Genomic DNA, 21,836 nt, shown 5'->3' on the forward strand with positions numbered 1-21,836 from the left:
CTTTCCATTTCCCCATTAGCGCTGTTCAACGAGGTCATCCAGTTTTTTCTGGCTCGCTTCAATCGTGGTGACGAGGTCGGCTTTGCCTACCGTCACGTTGTGCACCATTGAGCTCACAACACCGGAGCCTGTGACGTCGCCCATGCGGGTGAAGTTCTTATCGCCGACGGCACCAAACACCTGGATATTCGGCAGTTCGGCAATCAGCTGATCGGGTAATTCACCCAGCGCTTTGATGACAGTGTTATCTTTCCACGTCGGGGTATTCACCACTGCTTTGTTGACCGGCAGCGCCGCCCCTGGCGACATCATGACCCAGTCCGCGATGTTGTCGGCCTGCTCCATAAAGGTGACAAATTTCTCTGCCGCTTCTGTCTCTTCAGACTTTTGACCCGCGGTAATGGTTAACGACGTCAGCATGCCGTAAACAGCAGAGTTTTTTTCCGTCGGCACCATAAAGCCCACATTTTTAGGATCGCCCTCTTTAATCACCGCCGGGAGGATATAGGTGGAATAAATCGCCATCGGCGCCGTGCCGTTCATGAACGCGTCTTTGACTTCCATGATGTCGTTTGAGCCCGGCATGGTGTTCATTGCCAATTGGCGGTAATACTGCAGCGCCTGTGCCATTTCAGGTGTGTTGAGCGTTATCTTTCCTTGCGCATCAAAAACGTTGGCCTGGTTTGAGAGCGCGAACTGGGAAAATGACTGTTCGGTCAAAACGCTTTCCGCCGTGGGCAGCGCAATACCATATTTCTTACTACCCGGATTGTTTAGCTTCTGCGCCACGCTCAGCAGTTGTTGCCAGTCTTTTGGCTCTTCCAGCCCAGCTTTTGCCAGCACATCTTTGCGATACCAGATCCCGCCAATCCAGGCGCTAACCGGAACCCCGGTCCAGGCGGTACCGTCTTCAGTGCGCACAATACGCAGCACGCCATCATAAAAAGTACCTTCACCTACAGCGTTGATGACCTGCGTAACGGCTTTACGATCGATAAGTGATTCTTTATCCATAACTTTCGCGTAGTCATGGCTGGTTTCAATGACTTCAGGCAGTGAACCGCTCCGCGCCAGGGTGATGACCTTGGTGTTGTACGCATCTTCTTCTACAGGAACCTGTTTGACACTGATCCCCGGGTTCTCTTTTTCAAAACGCTCAATCAGTTTTGCAATAACCGCCTGCCGCTCCTGTTCAACAGAAGAGTGCATAAATTCAATCGCAACAGAGGACGTTTTATCATCCTTACACCCGGAAACCAGGGCGCAGGAAACCAGTGCTGAAATCAGCACAATTTTAGTTTTAAGCATGAAATGTTCCTTTTTATTACTTAACCCACATGACCTGCCAGGCGTTCAACGTTAATTCTTTACCTGAAATAGTTTTACCGCTAATCAAATCAAATCCATTTTCAACATCAATACTAATGGTTTGCGTATGACCGCTGACATTAAATAATCCGGTAATTTTTTCGCCTGTTTCCGCCGTACGTTTAATTTGCATTACAGCCGGTGTAACACTGCTAATCTGAAAATCACTATCAGGGTGAAATGCTTTATTACTACGACGTATTACAATTAATCGGGATAATTCATGATAAATAGCGTGGCGCAAACTGGTTTCATCTGCCAGCTCCGTTTCGATTTGGCTTATTTGATATTTTTTGCGGTTGATCGCACGGTTATAACCTAGCGCCTCGACACCTTTATAATCATTGCGTGACCCAAGAATGCTTTGAATGTAAACCGCAGGTACACCCGGAAAACTCAGCAAAATGGCATGTGCGAGAATAAAGCGGGAAAAACGTTCGGCATCACTACAACTGCCTGGCGTCAGTGCGTCCATATATGTGACGTTAATTTCATACGGACTGCGACTACCATCAGGGTTATTTTTCCAGTTAACCAGCGCGCCTTCCTGTTGTAATTCCGTCACCAGGCGCACGATCTCGTCTTCAGGTAACAAACCACGTAATGGGTTGAGACCAATGCCGTCATGCGATGCGAGGAAATTAAACCAGGTGGTCTCACTGGACGGCAGTTCCAGTGATTGCGCCCACTGGCACAAGGTTGAGGTATCCTGGCGTTGTACCGCATGCAGCACCAGCGGCGGTAACGAGAACTGGTACACCATATGCGCTTCATCACGGCCATTTCCGTAGTAGGACACATTATCCTTATGCGGAACGTTTGTTTCAGTAATAATCGCCGTACCAGGCGCCGCACAGTCAGCAATAGCGCGAAATAGTTTGATAAGCTGATGCGTTTTTTCCAGGTGAATACAGGTCGTTCCTGGCTCTTTCCACATAAAGCCAACCGCATCCAGGCGGACATAATCAGCGCCCTGCTCAAGATAACTCAATAGCACATCGACCATCGCCAGTAACACTATCGGGTTGGCATAGTTGAGATCGATCTGGTCGTCGCTGAACGTCGTCCATAAATAGCGTACGGTGTTATCTTTCAGCGTAAAAGGCGTCAGTAACGGTAATGCGCGTGGACGCGTTACGTTGCTCAGGTCCGTATCAGGATCCATCGCAATAAAGAAATCTTCATAACCGTCAAGCTGTTGCAAATAGTTATTAAACCATTCGCTTTTCGCTGACATATGGTTACAAACAAAATCAAACATCAGTCGACTGGATTTACCCAATTGCTTAATATCATTCCAGTCACCGGTTTCTTCGGCAACCTGATGGTAATTAATTACGGAAAAACCATCATCCGATGACCACGGATAAAACGGCAAAAGATGCACATGAGAAAATGTCGACTTAAGCCATTCATTATAAAACTGATTAAACATCGGCAGTGGTTTTTTGCCTGCCCCGTGGAATTGATCGGCGTAGGTAATAAGAACCACATCGCCCTCGTCCCAATGCGCTTTACGGATTTTTTTAATTAATCCCTGTGATTTCTCTAAACGTGCAATCAGCGCTTCATAGTGGCATGAAGTAAACGTATCACCATAAACTTCTGCCAGGCATTTTTGGATTTTTTGGTTCACCTTCAATTCTCGTGGTAGCGGTCCCATGAATCAAGAGACTACTCTGCGGGAAATAAGCTGTCAATCGGCTGAGGTGGCCAGGAGGGGGATAATAAAAGAATTTTGGCAGCCAAAAAATCGTATTTGTGAGCTGCCGCAAATTAACAGTGGGAATGTTGATTAATTGTTGCTTGCTTTTGCTGAATCGGATATCAGCGTTGATTACCTGAATAGCGTTTCGATAATTTTGCCGCTGCCCGACTCAAAACCGGCTCCAGGACCAACGCCAGCAGCATTTTAAGCGGGCGTCGGGCGACGGACTTCACCGCCCACCCTGCTACCCCCGCCGGGCCGTAACGAAGCGCAGTTAAAAGCACCAGCTTACCTGCTATTTTAAAGCCCGGCTTAACCCTTTGCCCGGCACGTTGCCAGCGATTGTTCATTTCTATTTCTATCCTCACAATTGGCGGAAACGGCTGCGCAATGAAAAGGTATCAGAGGTGACATAACGCTCCATTTCACGCAAACGCTTTTCACTTGCCGCCAGCTCGCGATCGACGGTATCTAACAGCTCGCCGCTTGATGGCTGCTGCTCACCGGAAACCACATTGTCCGGCATCGGGTCCAACACAAACGTCAGCACGATGTAAGCGACGAAGGTGAAAAAGGCCAGGCCAAAAAAGACGGACAACACCACCAGGATCCGCACCAGCTTCACAGGCACATCGAGATAATGCGCTATACCTGCGCAAACTCCCTTCACCATGCCCTGCTGCGGAATACGCCACAGTTTTTTGTTCAGATTAACGCCTCCCATTAGCGGTCCCTCCAGTTTGGATGTTCAGCATCAAGGATGTCTTCCAGCGCCTGAATGCGCTCGCGCATCCGCTGTGCGTCATCGTTGAGTTCTACCAGACGTTGCTGTTCACTTTGCGCCAGTTCGCCACGACTGGAACGGTTGCTGTAATGCAGCCAGAGCCAAATCGGTAAAACGAACAACACAAAGATGGTTAATGGGATAGCCAGAAATAGCGCGCTCATGAGTACTCCTTACAGGTGATGAGCGGCGGCGCGTTCGGGCGCCGCCAGATGTTATTATTGCTTATCTTGCTGCATTTTGGCTTTAAGTTGCGCCAGTTGCTCGCTGATTTCATCATCTGCTTTCAGGTCAGCAAATTGCTGATCCAGAGACTGCTGTTTACCGAAGTTATGGCTTTCAGCCTCAGCTTCCATCTGATCGATACGACGCTCGAAAGATTCAAAGCGTGCCATCGCTTCATCCAGCTTACCGCTGTCCAGTTGACGACGAACATCACGCGAAGAGCTCGCAGCCTGATGGCGCAGCATCAATGCCTGCTGACGAGCACGGGTTTCACTGAGTTTATTTTCCAGCTCACCGATCTCTTTTTTCATTCGCGCCAGCGTATCGTCAACCAGCGTCACCTCATGCTCCAGAGAAGCAATCAGATCAGTCAGTTTCTGTTTTTCGATTAAGGCAGAACGCGCCAAATCTTCTTTCTCTTTACGCAGCGCCAGCTCGGCTTTTTCTTGCCACTCTGCCTGTTGTGCGCTGGCCAGTTCGATACGGCGAGATAATTGTTTCTTTTCTGCCAGAGCGCGTGCGGAGTTTGAGCGTACCTCAACCAACGTGTCTTCCATTTCCTGGATCATTAACCGCACCAGTTTCTGCGGATCTTCAGCCTTTTCCAGCAACGCATTAATGTTGGCGTTCACGATGTCGGCAAAACGAGAAAAAATACCCATAATGTAATCCTCACTTACTGTTCTGATATCGGGCTATGCCCTGCTGTTTTCGTAATGCACTTGGCGTGCCAACTTTTTAACTAATTGATTTTAATGTAAATATCCAATTTTACCTGACGGGAGAATTAGGGTAAATTGGTGAATAACACTAACAAGTGGTGAATTTCATCATGGCAGGATACAAAGACAATATTCTGGGCGAAGCGAATAGCTTTATTGAAGTGCTGGAACAGGTTTCTCATCTGGCGCCGCTGGATAAACCTGTACTGGTTATCGGTGAGCGAGGTACGGGGAAAGAGCTTATTGCCAACCGTCTGCACTACCTCTCCAGCCGTTGGCAGGGCCCATTTATTTCGCTTAACTGCGCGGCCCTCAACGAGAACTTACTTGATTCCGAACTGTTTGGTCACGAAGCCGGTGCGTTTACCGGTGCACAAAAACGCCATCCAGGACGTTTCGAACGCGCCGACGGCGGCACGCTGTTTCTTGATGAACTGGCGACCGCGCCAATGTTGGTACAGGAAAAACTGCTGCGCGTAATTGAGTATGGCGAGCTGGAACGCGTCGGCGGCAGCCAGCCCTTGCAGGTTAACGTGCGACTGGTCTGCGCGACCAATGCCGACCTGCCACGTATGGTCAGCGAAGGCACTTTCCGCGCGGACCTGCTGGATCGTCTGGCCTTTGACGTGGTGCAACTTCCCCCACTACGCGAGCGTCAAAGCGACATCATGTTAATGGCCGAACACTTTGCCATTCAGATGTGCCGCGAGATCGGGTTACCGCTTTTTCCGGGATTTAGCGCCGAGGCCAGAGAAACCCTCCTCCATTACCGTTGGCCGGGTAATATTCGTGAACTGAAAAACGTCGTGGAGCGCTCCGTTTACCGGCACGGTACCAGCGATTACCCGCTGGATGAGATCATCATTGACCCCTTCCGCCGCCACGTTGCGCAGCCACAGGCAGCACCACCAAAGCAGACATCTGTAGCATTACCGCTGGATCTGCGTGAATTCCAGCAGCAACAAGAGAAAGACTTTCTACAAACCAGTTTGCAGCAGGCAAAATTTAATCAGAAAAAAGCCGCTGAATTACTGGGTCTGACTTACCATCAGCTACGCGCGTTGCTTAAGAAACACCAGATTTAGCGCGCCTCTGCCAACGTTATATTGGAGGGTTTGACGCTTTATTGTCAGCACTCGTCCATTAAAGTCACTTTCCCCTCTGACTTTTCGACTCACGGAGCATAAACGTCAGAGGGTCCCTGTCCCCCCATCAGAGCACCAAACCTGGCCGGATGTATAACTGTTCTCTTCAGCGGCCAAAGTGACATAAAGCGGCGCAATTTCCACTGGTTGACCCGGACGACCCAGCGGTGCATTTGCCCCAAACTTCTCCACTTTTTCCTGTGGCTGACCGCCACAGCATTGCAGTACAGTCCAGTATGGGCCTGGCGCTACGGCATTAACCCGTATCCCTTTCGGTGCCAGCTGTTTCGCCAGCGATTTAGTAAATGCCACGATCGCCGCTTTGGTCTGAGCATAGTCAAGCAGGATTTCACTAGGCTCATAAGCCTGTACCGAGGAGGTATTAATTATCACGCTGTCTCGTGAAAGATGGGGGATAGCCGCTTTGGTGATCCAAAACATAGCGTAGACATTAGTCTTGAATGTGGCATCGAAATCTTCTGTGGTGAGCGCCTCAATAGACTCGCAAAATTGCTGACGACCCGCATTATTGACGAGGATATCCAACCCACCCAGCCCTTTTACCGCCTGTTTAACCAGTTGGCCGCAAAAAGTTTCATCTCGAATATCTCCGGGGATAGCCACGACATTTCTGCCTGCTTTTTTTATCAAGTCGACCACTTCACGCGCATCGTCTTCTTCATCAGGTAAATAGTTGATCGCAACATCAGCGCCTTCACGGGCATAAGCGATGGCAACAGCACGGCCAATCCCTGAATCCCCCCCGGTAATTAATACCTTGCGCCCATTCAATCGACCGCTTCCCTGATAGCTCTCCTCTCCATGATCGGGACGCGGTTGCATTTTTCCGGCCAGCCCTGGGAAGGGTTGCTTCTGCTGTGGAAAAGGCGGTGCCGGAAAACGCGCAGAATGAGTTTTATTGATGGTCTTTTTTTCATTGTTTAAGTCAGCCATTTAAATACCTCTCATTTTTTATCACAAAGATTATTAAGCGTAGACCAAAATGAGTGATATGACCTTTATAATTCACCGCAGTTTAATATTTCGCGTAATATCACCTCTACCGATAAACTAATCACCGCATCGCGCTTTCGAGTATTTCATGAGATTAAACCCTGCTTAACTCATGACTTTTATATCCATATATATCAATTAGATACATAAAAAACCTTAACAGGCCAGACAATTTCATTGAGTAACGAGATACCACTCAGAAGCGAGACGTTAATAAATCCCTATGCAACTGTTTTTCCTGTGTTCATCTACCTACGTCGCCTCGCTTATATTTTACCAACGTTATGATTCATTACTCTTTATCATTTAAGAATTATCTAACGCTCAGCATGAATAAATAGCAACCAAACTTAACATCTCAACCCTATCGAAATGGAGAACGAATGAAATTATCCATAGCACCATTATGAGATTATTTTTATATTTCACTTTCCCCGCGATATTGCTGATGCTCTCTCCTGGCGGTCATGGTCACTTTCCCCCACGTCCCCCTCACATTGTTCTGTCAGCCAGCGAATCCCGCGTTTTAACGAGTCAGATGGGTCATGAAAATGCTAAGATAGTTAACAGAGTAAATTCAAAGTGGATAGCGGGTATGAAGGGTGACCCTGTCGCGATGTTGAATTCGCGGTTATCACCTCTACGGCCCCCAAACACAAACGGTAATGGCAAATGTCATTAAATATTAGTAAGATAGCCTCTTTATTTATAATCCTTTAAAATTATGCGCCTGGTTTTATCATCTCTGATCGTGATGGCTGGATTTCTGAGTGGTCAGGCTGCTGCCGCGCCTGAACAGGCTTCGCATGCTGATATTCGTGACAGCGGCTTTGTCTATTGCGTTAGCGGGCAGGTCAATACGTTCAACCCGCAAAAAGCGAGCAGCGGTCTTATCGTCGACACCCTGGCAGCCCAGCTGTATGACCGACTGCTCGATGTCGATCCGTACACCTATCGACTGGTGCCTGAGTTGGCTGAAAGCTGGGAGGTGCTGGATAACGGCGCAACCTACCGCTTCCATCTGCGTCGTGACGTCCAGTTTCAGAAGACGGCCTGGTTCACCCCCACCCGCAAACTGAATGCAGACGACGTGGTGTTTACCTTCGAGCGCATCTTTGATCGCCAGCATCCGTGGCACAATGTAAACGGTAGCAGTTTCCCCTACTTCGACAGCCTACAGTTCGCCGATAACGTCCAAAGCGTACGCAAGCTGGACAACAACACCGTTGAGTTCCGCTTAACTCAGCCCGACGCCTCCTTCATGTGGCACCTCGCCACGCATTATGCCTCCGTGATGTCAGCAGAATATGCGGCTAAATTGGCAAAACAGGATCGTCAAGAGCTGCTCGACAGACAACCCGTCGGCACCGGACCGTACCAGCTTTCGGAGAATCGCGCAGGGCAATATGTTCGACTGCAGCGCCATGAAAAATTCTGGCGTGGTACTCCTCTGATGCCGCAGGTGGTTGTGGACCTCGGCTCTGGCGGCACCGGACGTCTATCGAAACTCCTGACCGGTGAGTGTGATGTTCTGGCCTGGCCTGCCGCCAGTCAGCTCAGCATTTTGCGTGATGACCCGCGCCTGCGTCTGACCCTGCGCCCGGGGATGAACATCGCCTATCTGGCATTCAACACCAATAAACCACCGATGGATAATCCCGCCGTGCGGCATGCGCTGGCGCTGGCCATCAATAACCAACGGCTGATGCAGTCCATCTACTACGGGACGGCGGAAACCGCAGCATCTATTTTGCCTCGCGCCTCGTGGGCTTATGACAACGAAGCTAAAATTACAGAGTACAATCCGGCAAAATCGCGCGAGCAGTTAAAAGCACTGGGGCTGGAGAACCTGACATTACAGCTTTGGGTACCCACCAGTTCTCAGGCCTGGAACCCCAGTCCACTGAAAACCGCCGAGCTGATTCAGGCTGACATGGCTCAGGTGGGTGTGAAAGTTAAAATCATTCCGGTAGAAGGTCGTTTTCAGGAGGCGCGATTAATGGATATGAACCATGATCTAACGTTATCCGGTTGGGCGACGGACAGTAACGATCCTGACAGTTTTTTCCGACCGTTGCTAAGCTGCGCCGCCATCAACTCGCAGACTAACTTCGCCCACTGGTGTAATCCGGAATTTGACAGTGTTCTGCGCAAAGCCCTCTCTTCGCAGCAACTCTCATCGCGAATTGATGCCTATGACGAAGCGCAAAATATTCTCGCGAAAGAGTTACCGATCCTGCCGTTGGCCTCTTCACTGCGTCTGCAGGCTTATCGTTACGATATCAAAGGACTGGTGCTGAGTCCGTTCGGCAATGCATCTTTTGCCGGGGTTTCCAGGGAAAAGAAAGATGAGGTGAAAAAGCCATGATTATCTTCACCCTGCGTCGTTTTTTATTGCTGCTGGTCACCCTTTTCTTTCTGACCTTTATTGGTTTCAGCCTGAGCTACTTCACGCCTCATGCGCCGTTACAGGGTGCATCGCTGTGGAACGCCTGGGTATTCTGGTTCAATGGCCTCATTCACTGGGATTTTGGTGTATCCAGTATTAACGGCCAGTTGATTTCAGAACAGTTGAAGGAGGTGTTCCCGGCGACGATGGAACTGTGCATTCTTGCCTTTGGTTTTGCGCTGATGGTTGGGATCCCCGTTGGTATGCTGGCAGGGATCACGCGGAACAAATGGCAGGACCGCTGCATCAGCGCCTTAGCGTTGATGGGCTTTTCCATTCCGGTTTTTTGGCTGGCGCTGTTGCTCACGTTGCTCTTCTCACTGACTCTCGGCTGGCTTCCCGTTTCGGGACGCTTTGATCTTCTCTATGAAGTGAAGCCCGTTACCGGATTTGCCATTATTGATGCGTGGATCTCCGACTCGCCCTGGCGCGATGAAATGCTGGTCAGCGCAATCCGTCACATGGTGCTTCCGGTGTTGACGCTTTCCGTCGCCCCTACCACGGAAGTTATTCGCCTGATGCGAATCAGCACCATTGAGGTCTTTGATCAAAACTACGTTAAGGCGGCCGCCACGCGCGGTCTGTCACGCTTAACCATTCTGCGCCGTCACGTTCTGCACAACGCCCTTCCGCCGGTGATCCCGCGTCTGGGCTTACAGTTTTCCACCATGCTGACGCTGGCGATGATCACCGAGATGGTCTTTAGCTGGCCAGGTCTTGGCCGTTGGCTGATTAACGCAATTCGCCAGCAGGATTACGCGGCAATTTCGGCGGGCGTCATGGTGATTGGCTCACTGGTTATCATCGTTAACGTCATCTCTGATATTTTGGGTGCTATGGCTAACCCTCTGAAACATAAGGAATGGTATGCCTTACGATAGCGTCTACAGCGAAAAGCGCCCGCCGGGTACGCTGCGCACCGCATGGCACAATTTTTACGGCGATGCGACTGCAATGATCGGCCTGTATGGCTGCGCAGGATTGGCGATTCTGTGTATTTTTGGCGGTTGGTTTGCCCCTTATGGCATCGACCAGCAATTTCTCGGCTATCAGCTTTTACCGCCGTCATGGTCGCGCTATGGCGAAGTCTCATTTTTCCTCGGAACTGACGATCTCGGGCGTGACGTGCTAAGTCGCCTGCTCAGCGGCGCGGCCCCGACCGTTGGCGGCGCGTTTGTCGTCACCCTCGCCGCCACACTATGTGGCCTGTTACTGGGCGTGGTTGCCGGCGCAACGCACGGTTTGCGCTCCGCGGTGCTGAACCACATTCTGGACACCCTGCTCTCGATCCCTTCGCTGCTGCTGGCGATTATTGTGGTGGCCTTTGCCGGACCGCATCTGACACACGCGATGTTTGCCGTCTGGCTGGCGCTGCTGCCGCGCATGGTACGCTCCGTCTACAGCATGGTGCATGACGAGCTGGAAAAAGAGTACGTTATCGCCGCTCGCCTGGACGGTGCAACCACGCTCAATATCCTGTGGTTTGCCGTTCTGCCCAATATTACCGCCGGACTTATCACTGAAATCACCCGTGCGCTGTCGATGGCGATTCTGGACATCGCTGCGCTGGGTTTTCTCGACCTTGGCGCACAGTTGCCGTCACCAGAATGGGGAGCCATGCTTGGCGACGCGCTGGAGCTGATTTATGTCGCACCCTGGACGGTTATGCTGCCAGGTGCGGCGATTATGATAAGCGTGCTGCTGGTTAACCTGCTGGGTGATGGCGTGCGCCGGGCAATTATTGCGGGGGTGGAATAATGCCATTACTGGATATCCGCAACCTGACCATTGAATTCAGAACCGGCGACGACTGGGTGAAGGCGGTTGACCGCGTCAGCATGACCCTCAATGAAGGTGAAATCCGCGGACTGGTTGGCGAGTCTGGATCCGGCAAGAGCCTGATCGCCAAGGCCATTTGCGGCGTCGCTAAAGATAACTGGCGCGTAACCGCAGACCGCATGCGCTTTGATGATATCGATCTGTTGCGCCTTTCCGCGCGTGAACGACGCAAGCTGGTCGGCCATAACGTTTCCATGATCTTTCAGGAACCGCAATCGTGTCTCGATCCGTCTGAGCGCATTGGACGACAACTGATGCAAAATATTCCGGCATGGACTTATAAAGGCCGCTGGTGGCAGCGTATCGGCTGGCGTAAACGCCGCGCGATTGAACTCCTGCACCGCGTCGGGATAAAAGATCATAAAGATGCGATGCGCAGCTTCCCGTATGAGCTGACCGACGGCGAATGCCAGAAGGTGATGATCGCAATCGCCTTGGCTAATCAGCCGCGTTTACTGATTGCCGACGAACCAACGAACGCGATGGAGCCAACCACTCAGGCGCAAATTTTCCGCCTGCTGACCCGTCTGAACCAAAACAGCAATACCACCATTTTGCTGATCAGCCATGACCTGCAAATGCTCAGCCAGTGGGCTGACAAAATTAACGTGATGTACTGTGGGCAAACGGTGGAAACTGCGCCCAGTAAAGAGCTGGTGACTATTCCGCATCATCCTTATACCCAAGCGTTGATTCGCGCCATTCCTGATTTTGGTAGCGCAATGCCGCACAAAAGCCGCCTGAATACCATGCCAGGAGCCATTCCATTGCTGGAACAATTACCTATCGGCTGTCGTCTGGGGCCGCGCTGCCCTTATGCTCAGCGCGAATGTATCGAAACCCCAAGACTGACCGGAGCAAAGAATCATCTCTACGCCTGTCATTTCCCGCTGAACATGGAGAGAGAGTGAGATGGTAGAAACCCTGCTCGAAGTTCGTAATCTGAGCAAAACCTTTCGCTACCGGACGGGATTATTCCGCCGTCAGACCGTTGAGGCCGTTAAGCCACTGAGCTTTACCCTGCGCGAGCGTCAGACGCTCGCCGTCATAGGTGAAAATGGTTCCGGTAAATCTACGCTGGCGAAGATGCTGGCCGGTATGATTGAGCCCACCAGCGGTGAGCTGCTGATTGACGATCACCCGTTAAAATATGGTGATTATTCATTCCGTAGTCAGCGTATCCGTATGATTTTCCAGGATCCGTCAACGTCGCTTAACCCACGGCAACGTATTTCGCAGATCCTCGATTTTCCGCTACGTCTGAACACCGACCTCGAGCCTGAACAGCGCCGCAAACAGATCATCGAGACCATGCGCATGGTCGGTCTGTTGCCTGACCATGTGAGTTATTACCCGCATATGCTGGCTCCGGGACAAAAACAGCGTCTGGGCCTTGCCCGAGCGCTCATTTTGCGACCCAAAGTCATTATCGCCGACGAAGCCCTGGCCTCTCTGGACATGTCGATGCGTTCGCAGCTCGTCAATCTGATGCTGGAATTACAGGAAAAACAGGGGATTTCATATATCTATGTGACTCAGCACATCGGCATGATGAAGCACATCAGCGATCAGGTATTAGTCATGCACCAGGGTGAAGTGGTTGAACGCGGCAGTACAGCAGATGTTCTGGCCTCGCCGTTGCATGAGCTGACCCGTCGCCTGATCGCCGGTCATTTCGGCGAAGCGCTTACCGCTGACGCGTGGCGTAAAGATCGCTAGCAGATGCAGCCCTCCTCAACCGGAGGGCAATTTTGCAATCAGTGACAAACATTTGGTAAGAGCAGTGTATCAACCTCGCTAAACGCGACCGAAGGGAAAAGAGATCCCTGCATCACCCAAACACCAGCCGCGCCTACTTCGTCGATAAGCTGTTTGGTTTCCACGCCCTCCACCGCAATGCGGTCGCAATATTCGCGGATGTTTTTAATTAGCACCGGGAACATCGGTTTTTCAGCCTGATCCAGGAAAAAACCACGATCCAACTTTACAACATCAAAACGACCGCAAACCAGCGGACTGGCCCCAATGTTGCCGGAGCCCAGATCGCCCAGCCATAATGCGTTTGGACCGTCGCAAAGTGAATTAATCAGCAGATTATTCAGACATACGGTATTCGTCAGAAAACGCTCTGAAAGTTCCAGGGCGACAAAAGGCATGGCATGTAGCGCCGATTTGACGCTCGGGTCGCCAATTGCCAGCAGCGCCATTTCATCAATGAGGTTCAGAGTACAGAAAAGGTTGTGGCTCTCAAACCAATTACGCTTTTCGGCAATTAATCGAATTTGCTCGAGCATGAAATTACGTTTTTGTTCGCTATTCCACGCTGAAATGATGAACTCTGGATGTATCGGCGAAACCGTATCTGAAGCAAACCGGACGCTCATCTCAACACCCAGTAACGTATCAGTTGTGTCTCTCATCGGTTCCGCGATGAAATGATAGTGCATAAGACCACTCCAATTGATCATAACTTCCTGATAATGCACTTTTAATCACAATCAATCAATAATAACGATCAATGTATCAATATCGATCGATAAAAACAATATATCATAACGAACTGAATACGGTCATATTTTTTGTTTTAAGAAAGTTCCTACATTGCTATGTTTTAAAACATAAGCTAGCAGTTAATAATACCATTGAGATGCCTTCAAAGCCTTGTATTTTCTCCATCCCCCCGCGCTTCGCAGAATGAATGAGACTTAACCAGGGAAAGTGTTATAACCCTCATGTGTAATGAAAAGTGATTATCAGTAAGGGATGATAACTATTCTACAAGGCACAAAGAGTGGGATATAATTGCTGCCCCATTTCGAAACACCTTCAAATTGTGATCATAACTCATTGATTGCTAAAAATAAGCAATGACCATAAGGATTAAAGCTATGGGTTTTCTTTCCGGTAAGCGCATTCTGGTAACGGGTCTTGCCAGCAAACTGTCCATCGCCTGGGGTATCGCTCAGGCCATGCATCGCGAAGGGGCTGAACTGGCGTTCACCTACCAGAATGACAAACTAAAAGGCCGCGTCGAAGAATTTGCAGCTCAACTGGGTTCCAGCATCGTACTACAGTGTGATGTGGCGGAAGACGCCAGCATTGATACACTGTTTACCGAACTGGGCAAAGCCTGGCCGAAATTCGACGGTTTCGTGCACTCCATTGGTTTTGCGCCCGCAGACCAACTGGATGGCGACTATGTGAATGCAGTCACCCGCGAAGGCTTCAAAATTGCTCATGACATCAGTGCTTACAGCTTTGTGGCGATGGCAAAAGCATGCCGTTCCATGCTGAACCCAGGCTCAGCGCTGCTGACGCTATCCTATCTGGGCGCAGAGCGCGCCATCCCTAACTACAACGTGATGGGCCTGGCAAAAGCCTCACTGGAAGCGAACGTCCGCTATATGGCTAATGCGATGGGTCCTGAAGGCGTGCGTGTGAACGCTATTTCTGCCGGTCCAATCCGTACACTCGCCGCTTCCGGCATTAAAGATTTCCGTAAAATGCTGGCGCATTGTGAAGCGGTTACGCCGATTCGCCGCACTGTAACCATTGAAGATGTGGGCAACTCCGCAGCATTTTTGTGCTCCGATCTTGCTGCCGGCATCTCGGGTGAAGTCGTTCACGTCGATGGTGGCTTCAGTATCGCGGCAATGAACGAGCTGGAACTGAAATAATCGTAAGTCTTCTATGGGCGGTCTTGCCCCGCCCATGACTCTCCTCTGCCCGCCGCCATATATGCTTTTCTGATATTTATTATCACGGAACAATCTTTCATCCCCTCTTCTGCTTACGTCAGGATATTGCAGCGCAAACGATCCGGCGTAGTAGTAGACGACGTGTCCGGGTCGCCACTTTTTAGACCAAGGACCGCCCATGGAACAACGCCGAATTGAAGGCAAAAGCCACTGGTATCATGAGACGCAATCCAGCAAGCATCCGCAAGATATTCTGCCGCTGGTGCCGGAAGCCGCTCATGTCGACGACTGCTTTTTACTGGATCTGGTGATACCTGATGACGCCCTTTTGCCTTTTCAATCCTGGTTAACCCCTGCCCGTAAACTTGCCCAGGTTCTCTTCCCGGTTCACGTAAACCTGAATCAGATGCACACATTCAGCGCCTATGAGCGGATGAGTACGGCGCTAACCGTCGCTCAGGTGTATGGCGTCCAGCGATTGTGCAATCACTATGCCGCGCGGTTAACACCGCTTCCTGGTCCTGACTCGTCACGGGAAAGTAACCATCGGCTGGCGCAAATCACCCAATATGCTCGCCAACTTGCCAGCTCTCCTGACGTGATAGGCGCACGCGATCGCCAGCATCTGGATGCGGTCGGGCTGACTACCAGCGATAGTATTTTGATGAATCAGATCATCGGCTTCGTCGGTTTTCAGGCCCGGACCGTGGCCCTGTTTCAGGCCTGGTTTGGACATCCGGTACGCCGAATACCGGGGCTGGATATACAGCAATTCGCTCACGCTTCGCCATTTAGTGCAACAAACGCTACCTGGCACGCTGCGCCATTCCCAATCGAAAAATATCCTGCTCAGGACGAGACGACGGCCAGACATTTTCCCGATGAGCTGCAAGCGTTGGTGCCATTACTGATTCATTCACCGGTCATTTTAGATTTATTCACGACACTGATTTCCAGTACCCGGCGCAGCGCTGTGCCGGTGCGGGCATTTTCACTGGCGGCGCTAATGACGTCACGGATTAACGGCAGCGTGGCCTGCTTTAATGAACAGGCACATACAGCCAATGAATTAGCCAACGTTATCGCCCTGCTTCGCCAGGAGGAACGTGAATTACAGCGTTGGGAACAGCGACATCCGGTTGAGCGCGTCACCCTGCAGGCGGTACAATGGCTAACCCGAGCGCCCGACCGTTTTAGCGCCGCGCTGTTAACCCCTTTGTTCGATCAGGGCATCTCTTCTGAACAAGCGATTAACCTGCTGGTCTGGAGCGGATTGTGCGGATGGTTGAATCGCTTGAAAATCGCGCTGGGCGAGACTTATTAACCGATCCACTTACTGAAAGAGCGCTTGCCGCAACTGAGAGAATCGCGTAAAACTGTCAGCCGCTCTTTTAGCCACGAAAATAGACAATTATGCTTCAGGACAACCCGCTGCTAGCGCAGCTTAAACAGCAACTGCATTCCCAGACGCCACGTGCTGAAGGGGTGGTAAAAGCCACGGAAAAAGGCTTTGGCTTCCTGGAAGTCGATGCACAAAAAAGCTATTTCATTCCACCGCCGCAGATGAAAAAAGTGATGCATGGCGACCGCATTGTTGCGGTTATCCATACAGAAAAAGATCGTGAATCTGCCGAGCCGGAAGAACTGATCGAACCCTTCCTGACGCGCTTCGTGGGTAAAGTTCAGGGCAAAAATGATCGTCTGTCCATTGTGCCGGATCATCCGTTACTGAAAGAAGCGATCCCTTGCCGTGCCGCCCGCGGCGTTGAGCACGACTTTAAAGAAGGTGACTGGGCCGTCGCTGAAATGCGCCGCCACCCGCTGAAAGGCGATCGCACCTTCTATGCCGAGTTAACCCAATTTATCACTTTTGCTGATGACCACTTTGTCCCGTGGTGGGTCACGCTGGCACGCCATAATCTCGAAAAAGAAGCGCCGGACGGTGTGGCAACTGAGATGCTGGATGAAGGTCTGGTTCGTCAGGACTTAACCGCCCTCAACTTTGTCACCATCGACAGCGCCAGCACCGAAGATATGGACGATGCGCTGTATGCTGAAGAGCTGGCCGACGGCAAACTGCAATTAACTGTCGCCATTGCCGACCCTACGGCCTGGATTGCAGAAGGCAGCAAGCTGGATAAAACGGCAAAAATTCGCGCGTTTACTAACTATCTGCCGGGGTTCAATATCCCGATGCTACCACGCGAACTGTCTGACGATCTGTGCTCTTTACGCGCGAACGAAGTGCGTCCGGTTCTGGCTTGTCGTATGACCATCACCGCGGATGGCGCGATTGAAGACAACATCACCTTCTTCGCAGCGACGATTGAGTCGAAAGCGAAGCTGGTCTACGACAACGTCTCCGACTGGCTGGAAGATGCCGGTGACTGGCAGCCTGCAAACGACGCGATTGCTGAACAAATCCGTTTGCTGCACCGTATTTGCCTGAGCCGCGGTGAATGGCGTCATAACCATGCTCTGGTATTTAAAGATCGCCCGGATTACCGTTTTGTTCTTGGTGAAAAAGGTGAAGTCCTGGACATCGTCGCTGAGCCACGCCGCATCGCAAACCGAATCGTGGAAGAATCCATGATTGCGGCAAACATTTGCGCCGCCCGCGTGCTTCGCGACAAGCTCGGCTTCGGTATTTATAACGTCCATATGGGATTCGACCCGGCCAACGCCGACGCTCTGGCCGCGCTGCTAAAAACCCATGGTATGCACGTTGATGCCGAGGAAGTCCTGACGCTGGAAGGTTTCTGCAAACTGCGCCGCGAGCTGGATGCGCAGCCTTCTGGTTTCCTCGACAGCCGAATTCGCCGTTTCCAGTCTTACGCTGAAATCAGTATCGAGCCAGGGCCGCACTTTGGGCTGGGTCTGGAGGCTTATGCCACCTGGACCTCTCCTATTCGAAAATATGGCGATATGATTAACCACCGCCTGCTTAAGGCCGTCATCAAAGGTGAAACCATCGCCCGCCCTGGGGATGATACCACGGTGCAAATGGCGGAACGTCGTCGCCTGAACCGGATGGCTGAGCGTGATGTGGGCGACTGGTTATACGCCCGTTTCCTGAGTGACAAAGCCGGGACCGATACCCGCTTTGCGGCCGAGATAATTGACGTCAGCCGCGGCGGTATGCGCGTACGTTTAGTTGATAATGGCGCAGTCGCATTTATTCCTGCCCCATTCCTGCACGCCGTTCGGGACGAGCTGGTATGCAGCCAGGAAAGCGGCACGGTGCAAATTAAAGGTGAAGTGGTTTACAAAGTCACGGATGTGATTGACGTAACCATCGCCGAAGTTCGCATGGAAACCCGCAGCGTTATCGCGCGTCCAGCCGCGTAACACGTATCAATCCAGCGACCTTTCTCATTTTGTGAAAGGTCGTTTCTTTTTCCCGCCCAAATTCCCACCACCGCACTACACTTCTTTCATTCGGTCAATTTTATTTTTTTACTTTTTTCAGTTCCGCTGGCTTTGCTTTTTACGGATTCTGGATTAAACATAAATATATAAAAAAAACAATACGTTCAGCCATAATCACCCCGAATGAATCATGGCTACCCATACTTTTGAGGCTCTATGCGCTTTAAACGGGATAGTACACATGATGAAAGACGTCCGGGAGCTGGTTACGTTGTATAGCTATGTGGGCACTCATAACCCCTACTGGCGTTTGTCAGAGGATTGCAACATCCTGCATTTCTCTATCGACGAAGCGTCAGAAGCTGATCAGACCATCGAATTATTACCTGAACAAGCCGATCGCATTCGCGAGATGACGGTGATCACGTCAAGTCTGTTAATGACGTTGCCCATTGAAGATGACGACATTCCCGTGCATCTGGTCGGTCGAAAAATCAATAAGCGCGAATGGGCTGGTAGCGCATCCGCCTGGGATGACACCCCCTCCGTCGCCCGCGATCTGGCCCACGGCCTCTCTTTTGCCGAACAAGTCGTTTCCGAAGCCAATTCCGTTATTGTCATTCTTGACCGCATGGGCAACATTCAGCGGTTTAATCGCCTGTGCGAAGAGTACACCGGCCTCAAAGAACGTGAAGTCATTGGTCAAAGTGTATTCACATTATTTATGAGCCGTCGTGAAGCGGCGGCTTCACGGCGCAATATTGAGGTCTTTTTTCGCGAAGGTAACTCGTATGAGGTTGAACGCTGGGTCAAGACCTGCAAAGGCCAGCGTCTGTTTCTTTTTCGCAATAAATTTGTGCATAACGGTAGCGGCAAGAACGAAATTTTTCTGATCTGTTCCGGGACCGATATCACTGAAGAACGCCGCGCGCAGGAACGACTGCGGGTGTTGGCAAATACCGACTCCATCACTGGATTACCAAACCGCAACGCAATTCATGAACTGATCAGTAATGCGATTGAGAACGCGGGCGATACGCAGGTCGGTATTGCGTACCTCGATCTGGATAACTTCAAAAAGGTAAACGATGCCTACGGGCATATGTTTGGCGATCAGCTACTACAAAGCGTGTCGCTGGCAATCCTCAGTTGCCTCGAAGACAACCAGATCCTGGCGCGATTTGGCGGCGATGAATTCATTGTTCTTGCCACCGAAACATCCCAGGGCACACTGGAAGCCACCGCATCACGCATTCTGACGCGCCTGCGCCAGCCCTTCCGCATCGGTCTGATTGAAGTCTATACCGGATGCTCTATTGGTATATCCCTCGCGCCTCAGCATGGCCAGGACTGCGAGAGCGTCATTCGTAACGCGGATACAGCCATGTACACCGCGAAAGAAGGTGGCCGTGGGCAGTTTTGTGTTTTTTCTCCGGAAATGAATCAGCGGGTATTTGAATATCTGTGGCTGGATACTAATCTGCGTAAGGCACTGGATAACGATCAACTGGTTATCCATTATCAGCCAAAGATAACCTGGCGCGGTGAAGTGCGCAGCCTGGAGGCGCTGGTTCGCTGGCAATCTCCGGAACGCGGCCTCATTCCACCGCTGGAGTTTATCTCCTACGCCGAAGAATCGGGGCTCATCGTCCCGCTGGGGCGTTGGGTTATTCTCGACGTTGTGCGCCAGGTCGCGAAATGGCGCGACAAGGGAATAAACCTGCGCGTGGCGGTAAACGTTTCTGCCCGCCAGCTCGCCGACCAGACGCTGTTTACCGCACTTAAGCAGGTACTTCACGAGCTCAACTTTGAGTATTGCCCCATCGATGTTGAATTAACGGAAAGCAGTTTGATAGAAAATGAGCAACTGGCGTTGTCAGTCATTCAGCAGTTTAGCCAGTTAGGAGCGCAAATCCATTTGGATGATTTTGGTACCGGTTATTCGTCGCTGTCTCAACTGGCCCGCTTCCCGCTAGATGCCATTAAACTGGATCAGACCTTTGTCAGAGAGATCCACAAACAATCCATTTCACAATCGCTGGTACGGGCCATAGTTGCGGTAGCACAGGCGCTCAACCTGCAGGTCATCGCCGAAGGCGTGGAAAGCGCGAAAGAGGATGCGTTTCTGACCAAAAATGGCGTCAATGAACGTCAGGGGTTTTTATTCGCCAAACCAATGCCAGCCGCCGCATTTGAACGTTGGTATCGCCGCCATCTGAGTAAAAAAATGCGCTAATGCAGAGGGAATGAAGGTGATGAATAGCCATAAATGGACATTACATGACGACGCTATCCGCATGTAATCACAGAATATATAATATTCTTCAATCGTTCAGGTTAATACTATTTTTCCCTTCTCTTTTGCCATGAAATTCTGCATCATGAAATTCAAACTCTATTGCCATTAGGATGACGACCATGTCTGATATCGACGCTCAGCGTCTGGCCGAACGTATTGATACTGTGCTGGATATCCTCGTTGCAGGTGATTACCACTCAGCCATCCACAATCTTGAAATTCTGAAAGCTGAACTGTTAAACACGGTCAAAGAAGATGCCGAATCTTTGGCGAAAAAGCAGAAGGCGCCATGGGAGATCTGATGACAGTGATCTTTTGATGTCGCTGCTATCAGCAAGTGCAGATAATGCAGTTTCCGTTTAATTTCCGATACGATATCGCAATAAAATTAATACTATGAATTCCCGACAACAATCTATTTTGCAGATGGTGACCGATAAAGGTCAGATGAGCGTCGCCGATCTGGCAAAAGTCACCGGTGTCTCCGAAGTGACGATTCGACAGGATCTGAACACGCTGGAAAAACAGAGTTACTTACGCCGAGCCCACGGTTTTGCTGTTTCATTGAACAGCGATGATGTTGAAACGCGCATGATGACCAATTTCACTCTGAAACGTGAACTGGCTGAATTCGCTGCATCTCTGGTCAGTCCAGGCGAATCCGTATTCATTGAGAATGGCAGCAGCAATGCACTTCTGGCCAGAACGCTGGCAGAGCAAAAAGATGTCACCATCATAACCGTGAGCAGCTACATTGCTCATCTGCTCAAAGAAACGCCCTGTGAAGTGATACTTCTCGGTGGAATTTACCAGAAAAAAAGTGAGAGCATGGTCGGCCCCTTAACTCGCCAGTTTATCCAGCAGGTACACTTCAGTAAGGCCTTTATCGGCATTGACGGCTGGCAGGCTGATACCGGTTTTACCGGACGCGATATGATGCGTTCCGACGTGGTTAACGCGGTGCTGGAAAAAGGCGCAGAAGTTATTGTGTTGACCGACAGCTCAAAATTCGACGCCATTCACCCTTACACGCTGGGTCCATTAGAGCGATTCAGCCGCGTAGTAACGGACTCCAGACTCAGCGCCAGCGTACAAATGCAGCTCGAACATTCAGGATTAATCGTCAATATCATTGATGCCCACGCATAAAATCTTCAGTAGATGGTTTGTCAGCAGACAAATCATCTGCTCTCTGAGAGTTATCTGACAATCCAAT

20 protein-coding genes are annotated in these 21,836 nt (G+C 50.8%); 12 read left to right on the forward strand and 8 right to left on the reverse strand.

The features are described 5' to 3' along the window. Positions 1-15: 15 nt before the first annotated feature. From OGV75_RS17165 to pspA, 6 genes are all read right to left on the reverse strand, one after another. Complete coding sequence (locus OGV75_RS17165) at positions 16-1,308, reverse strand: ABC transporter substrate-binding protein (protein WP_286480951.1); 1,293 nt, start codon at positions 1,306-1,308, stop codon at positions 16-18. 16 nt (positions 1,309-1,324) lie between these two features. Then, positions 1,325-3,031: a sugar phosphorylase gene (locus OGV75_RS17170; protein ID WP_286480952.1), complete on the reverse strand. Its 1,707-nt coding sequence runs from the start codon at positions 3,029-3,031 to the stop codon at positions 1,325-1,327. Positions 3,032-3,195: 164 nt separating this feature from the next. Continuing rightward, complete coding sequence (gene pspD / locus OGV75_RS17175) at positions 3,196-3,426, reverse strand: phage shock protein PspD (protein ID WP_047500373.1); 231 nt, start codon at positions 3,424-3,426, stop codon at positions 3,196-3,198. 14 nt (positions 3,427-3,440) lie between these two features. Continuing rightward, positions 3,441-3,800 (reverse strand): envelope stress response membrane protein PspC, encoded by a 360-nt coding sequence (gene pspC / locus OGV75_RS17180; protein WP_057101433.1) that lies wholly within the window; start codon positions 3,798-3,800, stop codon positions 3,441-3,443. Beyond that, positions 3,800-4,024 (reverse strand): envelope stress response membrane protein PspB, encoded by a 225-nt coding sequence (gene pspB, locus OGV75_RS17185; protein WP_016153227.1) that lies wholly within the window; start codon positions 4,022-4,024, stop codon positions 3,800-3,802. Before pspB ends, pspC begins: the two co-directional genes overlap by 1 nt. A gap of 54 nt (positions 4,025-4,078) precedes the next feature. Next, positions 4,079-4,747: a phage shock protein PspA gene (gene pspA / locus OGV75_RS17190; RefSeq protein WP_016153228.1), complete on the reverse strand. Its 669-nt coding sequence runs from the start codon at positions 4,745-4,747 to the stop codon at positions 4,079-4,081. A gap of 155 nt (positions 4,748-4,902) precedes the next feature. Here pspA and pspF point away from each other — a divergent pair, with 155 nt between their 5' ends. Further along, a complete protein-coding gene (gene pspF / locus OGV75_RS17195; protein WP_029139556.1) occupies positions 4,903-5,892 on the forward strand; it encodes a phage shock protein operon transcriptional activator in 990 nt (329 codons plus the stop codon). A gap of 105 nt (positions 5,893-5,997) precedes the next feature. Here pspF and OGV75_RS17200 read toward each other — a convergent pair whose 3' ends face one another. Next, a complete protein-coding gene (locus OGV75_RS17200; RefSeq protein ID WP_016156638.1) occupies positions 5,998-6,906 on the reverse strand; it encodes an SDR family oxidoreductase in 909 nt (302 codons plus the stop codon). Between the two features lie 784 nt (positions 6,907-7,690). On the opposite strand from OGV75_RS17200, the gene sapA reads away from it, so the two are divergent. The 5 genes from sapA to sapF are packed head-to-tail and all read left to right on the forward strand — an operon-like array spanning position 7,691 to position 12,973. Next, positions 7,691-9,334 (forward strand): ABC transporter substrate-binding protein SapA, encoded by a 1,644-nt coding sequence (gene sapA, locus OGV75_RS17205; protein ID WP_016153232.1) that lies wholly within the window; start codon positions 7,691-7,693, stop codon positions 9,332-9,334. Beyond that, positions 9,331-10,296: a peptide ABC transporter permease SapB gene (sapB, locus tag OGV75_RS17210; RefSeq protein WP_003020545.1), complete on the forward strand. Its 966-nt coding sequence runs from the start codon at positions 9,331-9,333 to the stop codon at positions 10,294-10,296. Before sapA ends, sapB begins: the two co-directional genes overlap by 4 nt. Next, positions 10,283-11,173, forward strand: a complete 891-nt coding sequence (sapC, locus tag OGV75_RS17215; protein WP_053388556.1) for a peptide ABC transporter permease SapC — start codon at positions 10,283-10,285, stop codon at positions 11,171-11,173. The genes sapB and sapC overlap by 14 nt, the downstream gene beginning before the upstream one ends. Continuing rightward, positions 11,173-12,165, forward strand: coding sequence for a peptide ABC transporter ATP-binding protein SapD (gene sapD / locus OGV75_RS17220; protein WP_016153234.1), 993 nt, complete (start codon positions 11,173-11,175; stop codon positions 12,163-12,165). Before sapC ends, sapD begins: the two co-directional genes overlap by 1 nt. Position 12,166: 1 nt before the next feature. Continuing rightward, on the forward strand, positions 12,167-12,973 hold the full coding sequence (sapF, locus tag OGV75_RS17225) for a peptide ABC transporter ATP-binding protein SapF (RefSeq protein ID WP_286480953.1): 807 nt from the start codon (positions 12,167-12,169) through the stop codon (positions 12,971-12,973). A gap of 38 nt (positions 12,974-13,011) precedes the next feature. Here the strand turns inward: sapF and OGV75_RS17230 are convergent, their stop codons facing one another. Beyond that, positions 13,012-13,701, reverse strand: a complete 690-nt coding sequence (locus OGV75_RS17230; protein ID WP_053388557.1) for an EAL domain-containing protein — start codon at positions 13,699-13,701, stop codon at positions 13,012-13,014. 441 nt (positions 13,702-14,142) lie between these two features. On the opposite strand from OGV75_RS17230, the gene fabI reads away from it, so the two are divergent. The 6 genes from fabI to yciT all read left to right on the forward strand — a co-directional run bounded on the left by fabI (position 14,143) and on the right by yciT (position 21,769). Beyond that, positions 14,143-14,931: an enoyl-ACP reductase FabI gene (fabI, locus tag OGV75_RS17235; RefSeq protein ID WP_053388558.1), complete on the forward strand. Its 789-nt coding sequence runs from the start codon at positions 14,143-14,145 to the stop codon at positions 14,929-14,931. A gap of 199 nt (positions 14,932-15,130) precedes the next feature. Continuing rightward, the gene (locus tag OGV75_RS17240; RefSeq protein WP_286480954.1) at positions 15,131-16,276 is read left to right on the forward strand and encodes a carboxymuconolactone decarboxylase family protein; all 1,146 of its coding nucleotides are present in this window, start codon (positions 15,131-15,133) and stop codon (positions 16,274-16,276) included. Positions 16,277-16,365: 89 nt separating this feature from the next. Continuing rightward, the gene (locus OGV75_RS17245; RefSeq protein WP_047358091.1) at positions 16,366-18,300 is read left to right on the forward strand and encodes an exoribonuclease II; all 1,935 of its coding nucleotides are present in this window, start codon (positions 16,366-16,368) and stop codon (positions 18,298-18,300) included. 265 nt (positions 18,301-18,565) lie between these two features. Then, the gene (gene pdeR / locus OGV75_RS17250) at positions 18,566-20,557 is read left to right on the forward strand and encodes a cyclic di-GMP phosphodiesterase (protein WP_047358151.1); all 1,992 of its coding nucleotides are present in this window, start codon (positions 18,566-18,568) and stop codon (positions 20,555-20,557) included. Positions 20,558-20,739: 182 nt separating this feature from the next. Further along, on the forward strand, positions 20,740-20,922 hold the full coding sequence (locus OGV75_RS17255) for a YciZ family protein (RefSeq protein WP_016153241.1): 183 nt from the start codon (positions 20,740-20,742) through the stop codon (positions 20,920-20,922). A gap of 94 nt (positions 20,923-21,016) precedes the next feature. Continuing rightward, positions 21,017-21,769, forward strand: coding sequence for a DNA-binding transcriptional regulator YciT (gene yciT / locus OGV75_RS17260; RefSeq protein ID WP_016153242.1), 753 nt, complete (start codon positions 21,017-21,019; stop codon positions 21,767-21,769). Positions 21,770-21,836: the final 67 nt, after the last annotated feature.

Origin of the sequence: Citrobacter sp. Cb028 (assembly GCF_030336705.1) — a bacterium.
Lineage (GTDB): Bacteria > Pseudomonadota > Gammaproteobacteria > Enterobacterales > Enterobacteriaceae > Citrobacter > Citrobacter braakii.

Bases quoted from the DNA above. Each gene is read 5' to 3' on its own strand.
- sapB (WP_003020545.1), top strand. From the start codon at position 9,331: ATGATTATCTTCACCCTGCGTCGTTTTTTATTGCTGCTGGTCACCCTT.
- fabI (WP_053388558.1), top strand. From the start codon at position 14,143: ATGGGTTTTCTTTCCGGTAAGCGCATTCTGGTAACGGGTCTTGCCAGC.
- OGV75_RS17245 (WP_047358091.1), top strand. From the start codon at position 16,366: ATGCTTCAGGACAACCCGCTGCTAGCGCAGCTTAAACAGCAACTGCAT.
- OGV75_RS17230 (WP_053388557.1), bottom strand. From the start codon at position 13,701: ATGCACTATCATTTCATCGCGGAACCGATGAGAGACACAACTGATACG.
- pspA (WP_016153228.1), bottom strand. From the start codon at position 4,747: ATGGGTATTTTTTCTCGTTTTGCCGACATCGTGAACGCCAACATTAAT.
- pspC (WP_057101433.1), bottom strand. From the start codon at position 3,800: ATGGGAGGCGTTAATCTGAACAAAAAACTGTGGCGTATTCCGCAGCAG.
- pdeR (WP_047358151.1), top strand. From the start codon at position 18,566: ATGAAAGACGTCCGGGAGCTGGTTACGTTGTATAGCTATGTGGGCACT.
- pspD (WP_047500373.1), bottom strand. From the start codon at position 3,426: ATGAACAATCGCTGGCAACGTGCCGGGCAAAGGGTTAAGCCGGGCTTT.
- sapF (WP_286480953.1), top strand. From the start codon at position 12,167: ATGGTAGAAACCCTGCTCGAAGTTCGTAATCTGAGCAAAACCTTTCGC.
- OGV75_RS17200 (WP_016156638.1), bottom strand. From the start codon at position 6,906: ATGGCTGACTTAAACAATGAAAAAAAGACCATCAATAAAACTCATTCT.
- sapA (WP_016153232.1), top strand. From the start codon at position 7,691: ATGCGCCTGGTTTTATCATCTCTGATCGTGATGGCTGGATTTCTGAGT.
- yciT (WP_016153242.1), top strand. From the start codon at position 21,017: ATGAATTCCCGACAACAATCTATTTTGCAGATGGTGACCGATAAAGGT.
- sapC (WP_053388556.1), top strand. From the start codon at position 10,283: ATGCCTTACGATAGCGTCTACAGCGAAAAGCGCCCGCCGGGTACGCTG.
- OGV75_RS17165 (WP_286480951.1), bottom strand. From the start codon at position 1,308: ATGCTTAAAACTAAAATTGTGCTGATTTCAGCACTGGTTTCCTGCGCC.
- OGV75_RS17170 (WP_286480952.1), bottom strand. From the start codon at position 3,031: ATGGGACCGCTACCACGAGAATTGAAGGTGAACCAAAAAATCCAAAAA.
- sapD (WP_016153234.1), top strand. From the start codon at position 11,173: ATGCCATTACTGGATATCCGCAACCTGACCATTGAATTCAGAACCGGC.
- OGV75_RS17240 (WP_286480954.1), top strand. From the start codon at position 15,131: ATGGAACAACGCCGAATTGAAGGCAAAAGCCACTGGTATCATGAGACG.
- pspB (WP_016153227.1), bottom strand. From the start codon at position 4,024: ATGAGCGCGCTATTTCTGGCTATCCCATTAACCATCTTTGTGTTGTTC.
- OGV75_RS17255 (WP_016153241.1), top strand. From the start codon at position 20,740: ATGTCTGATATCGACGCTCAGCGTCTGGCCGAACGTATTGATACTGTG.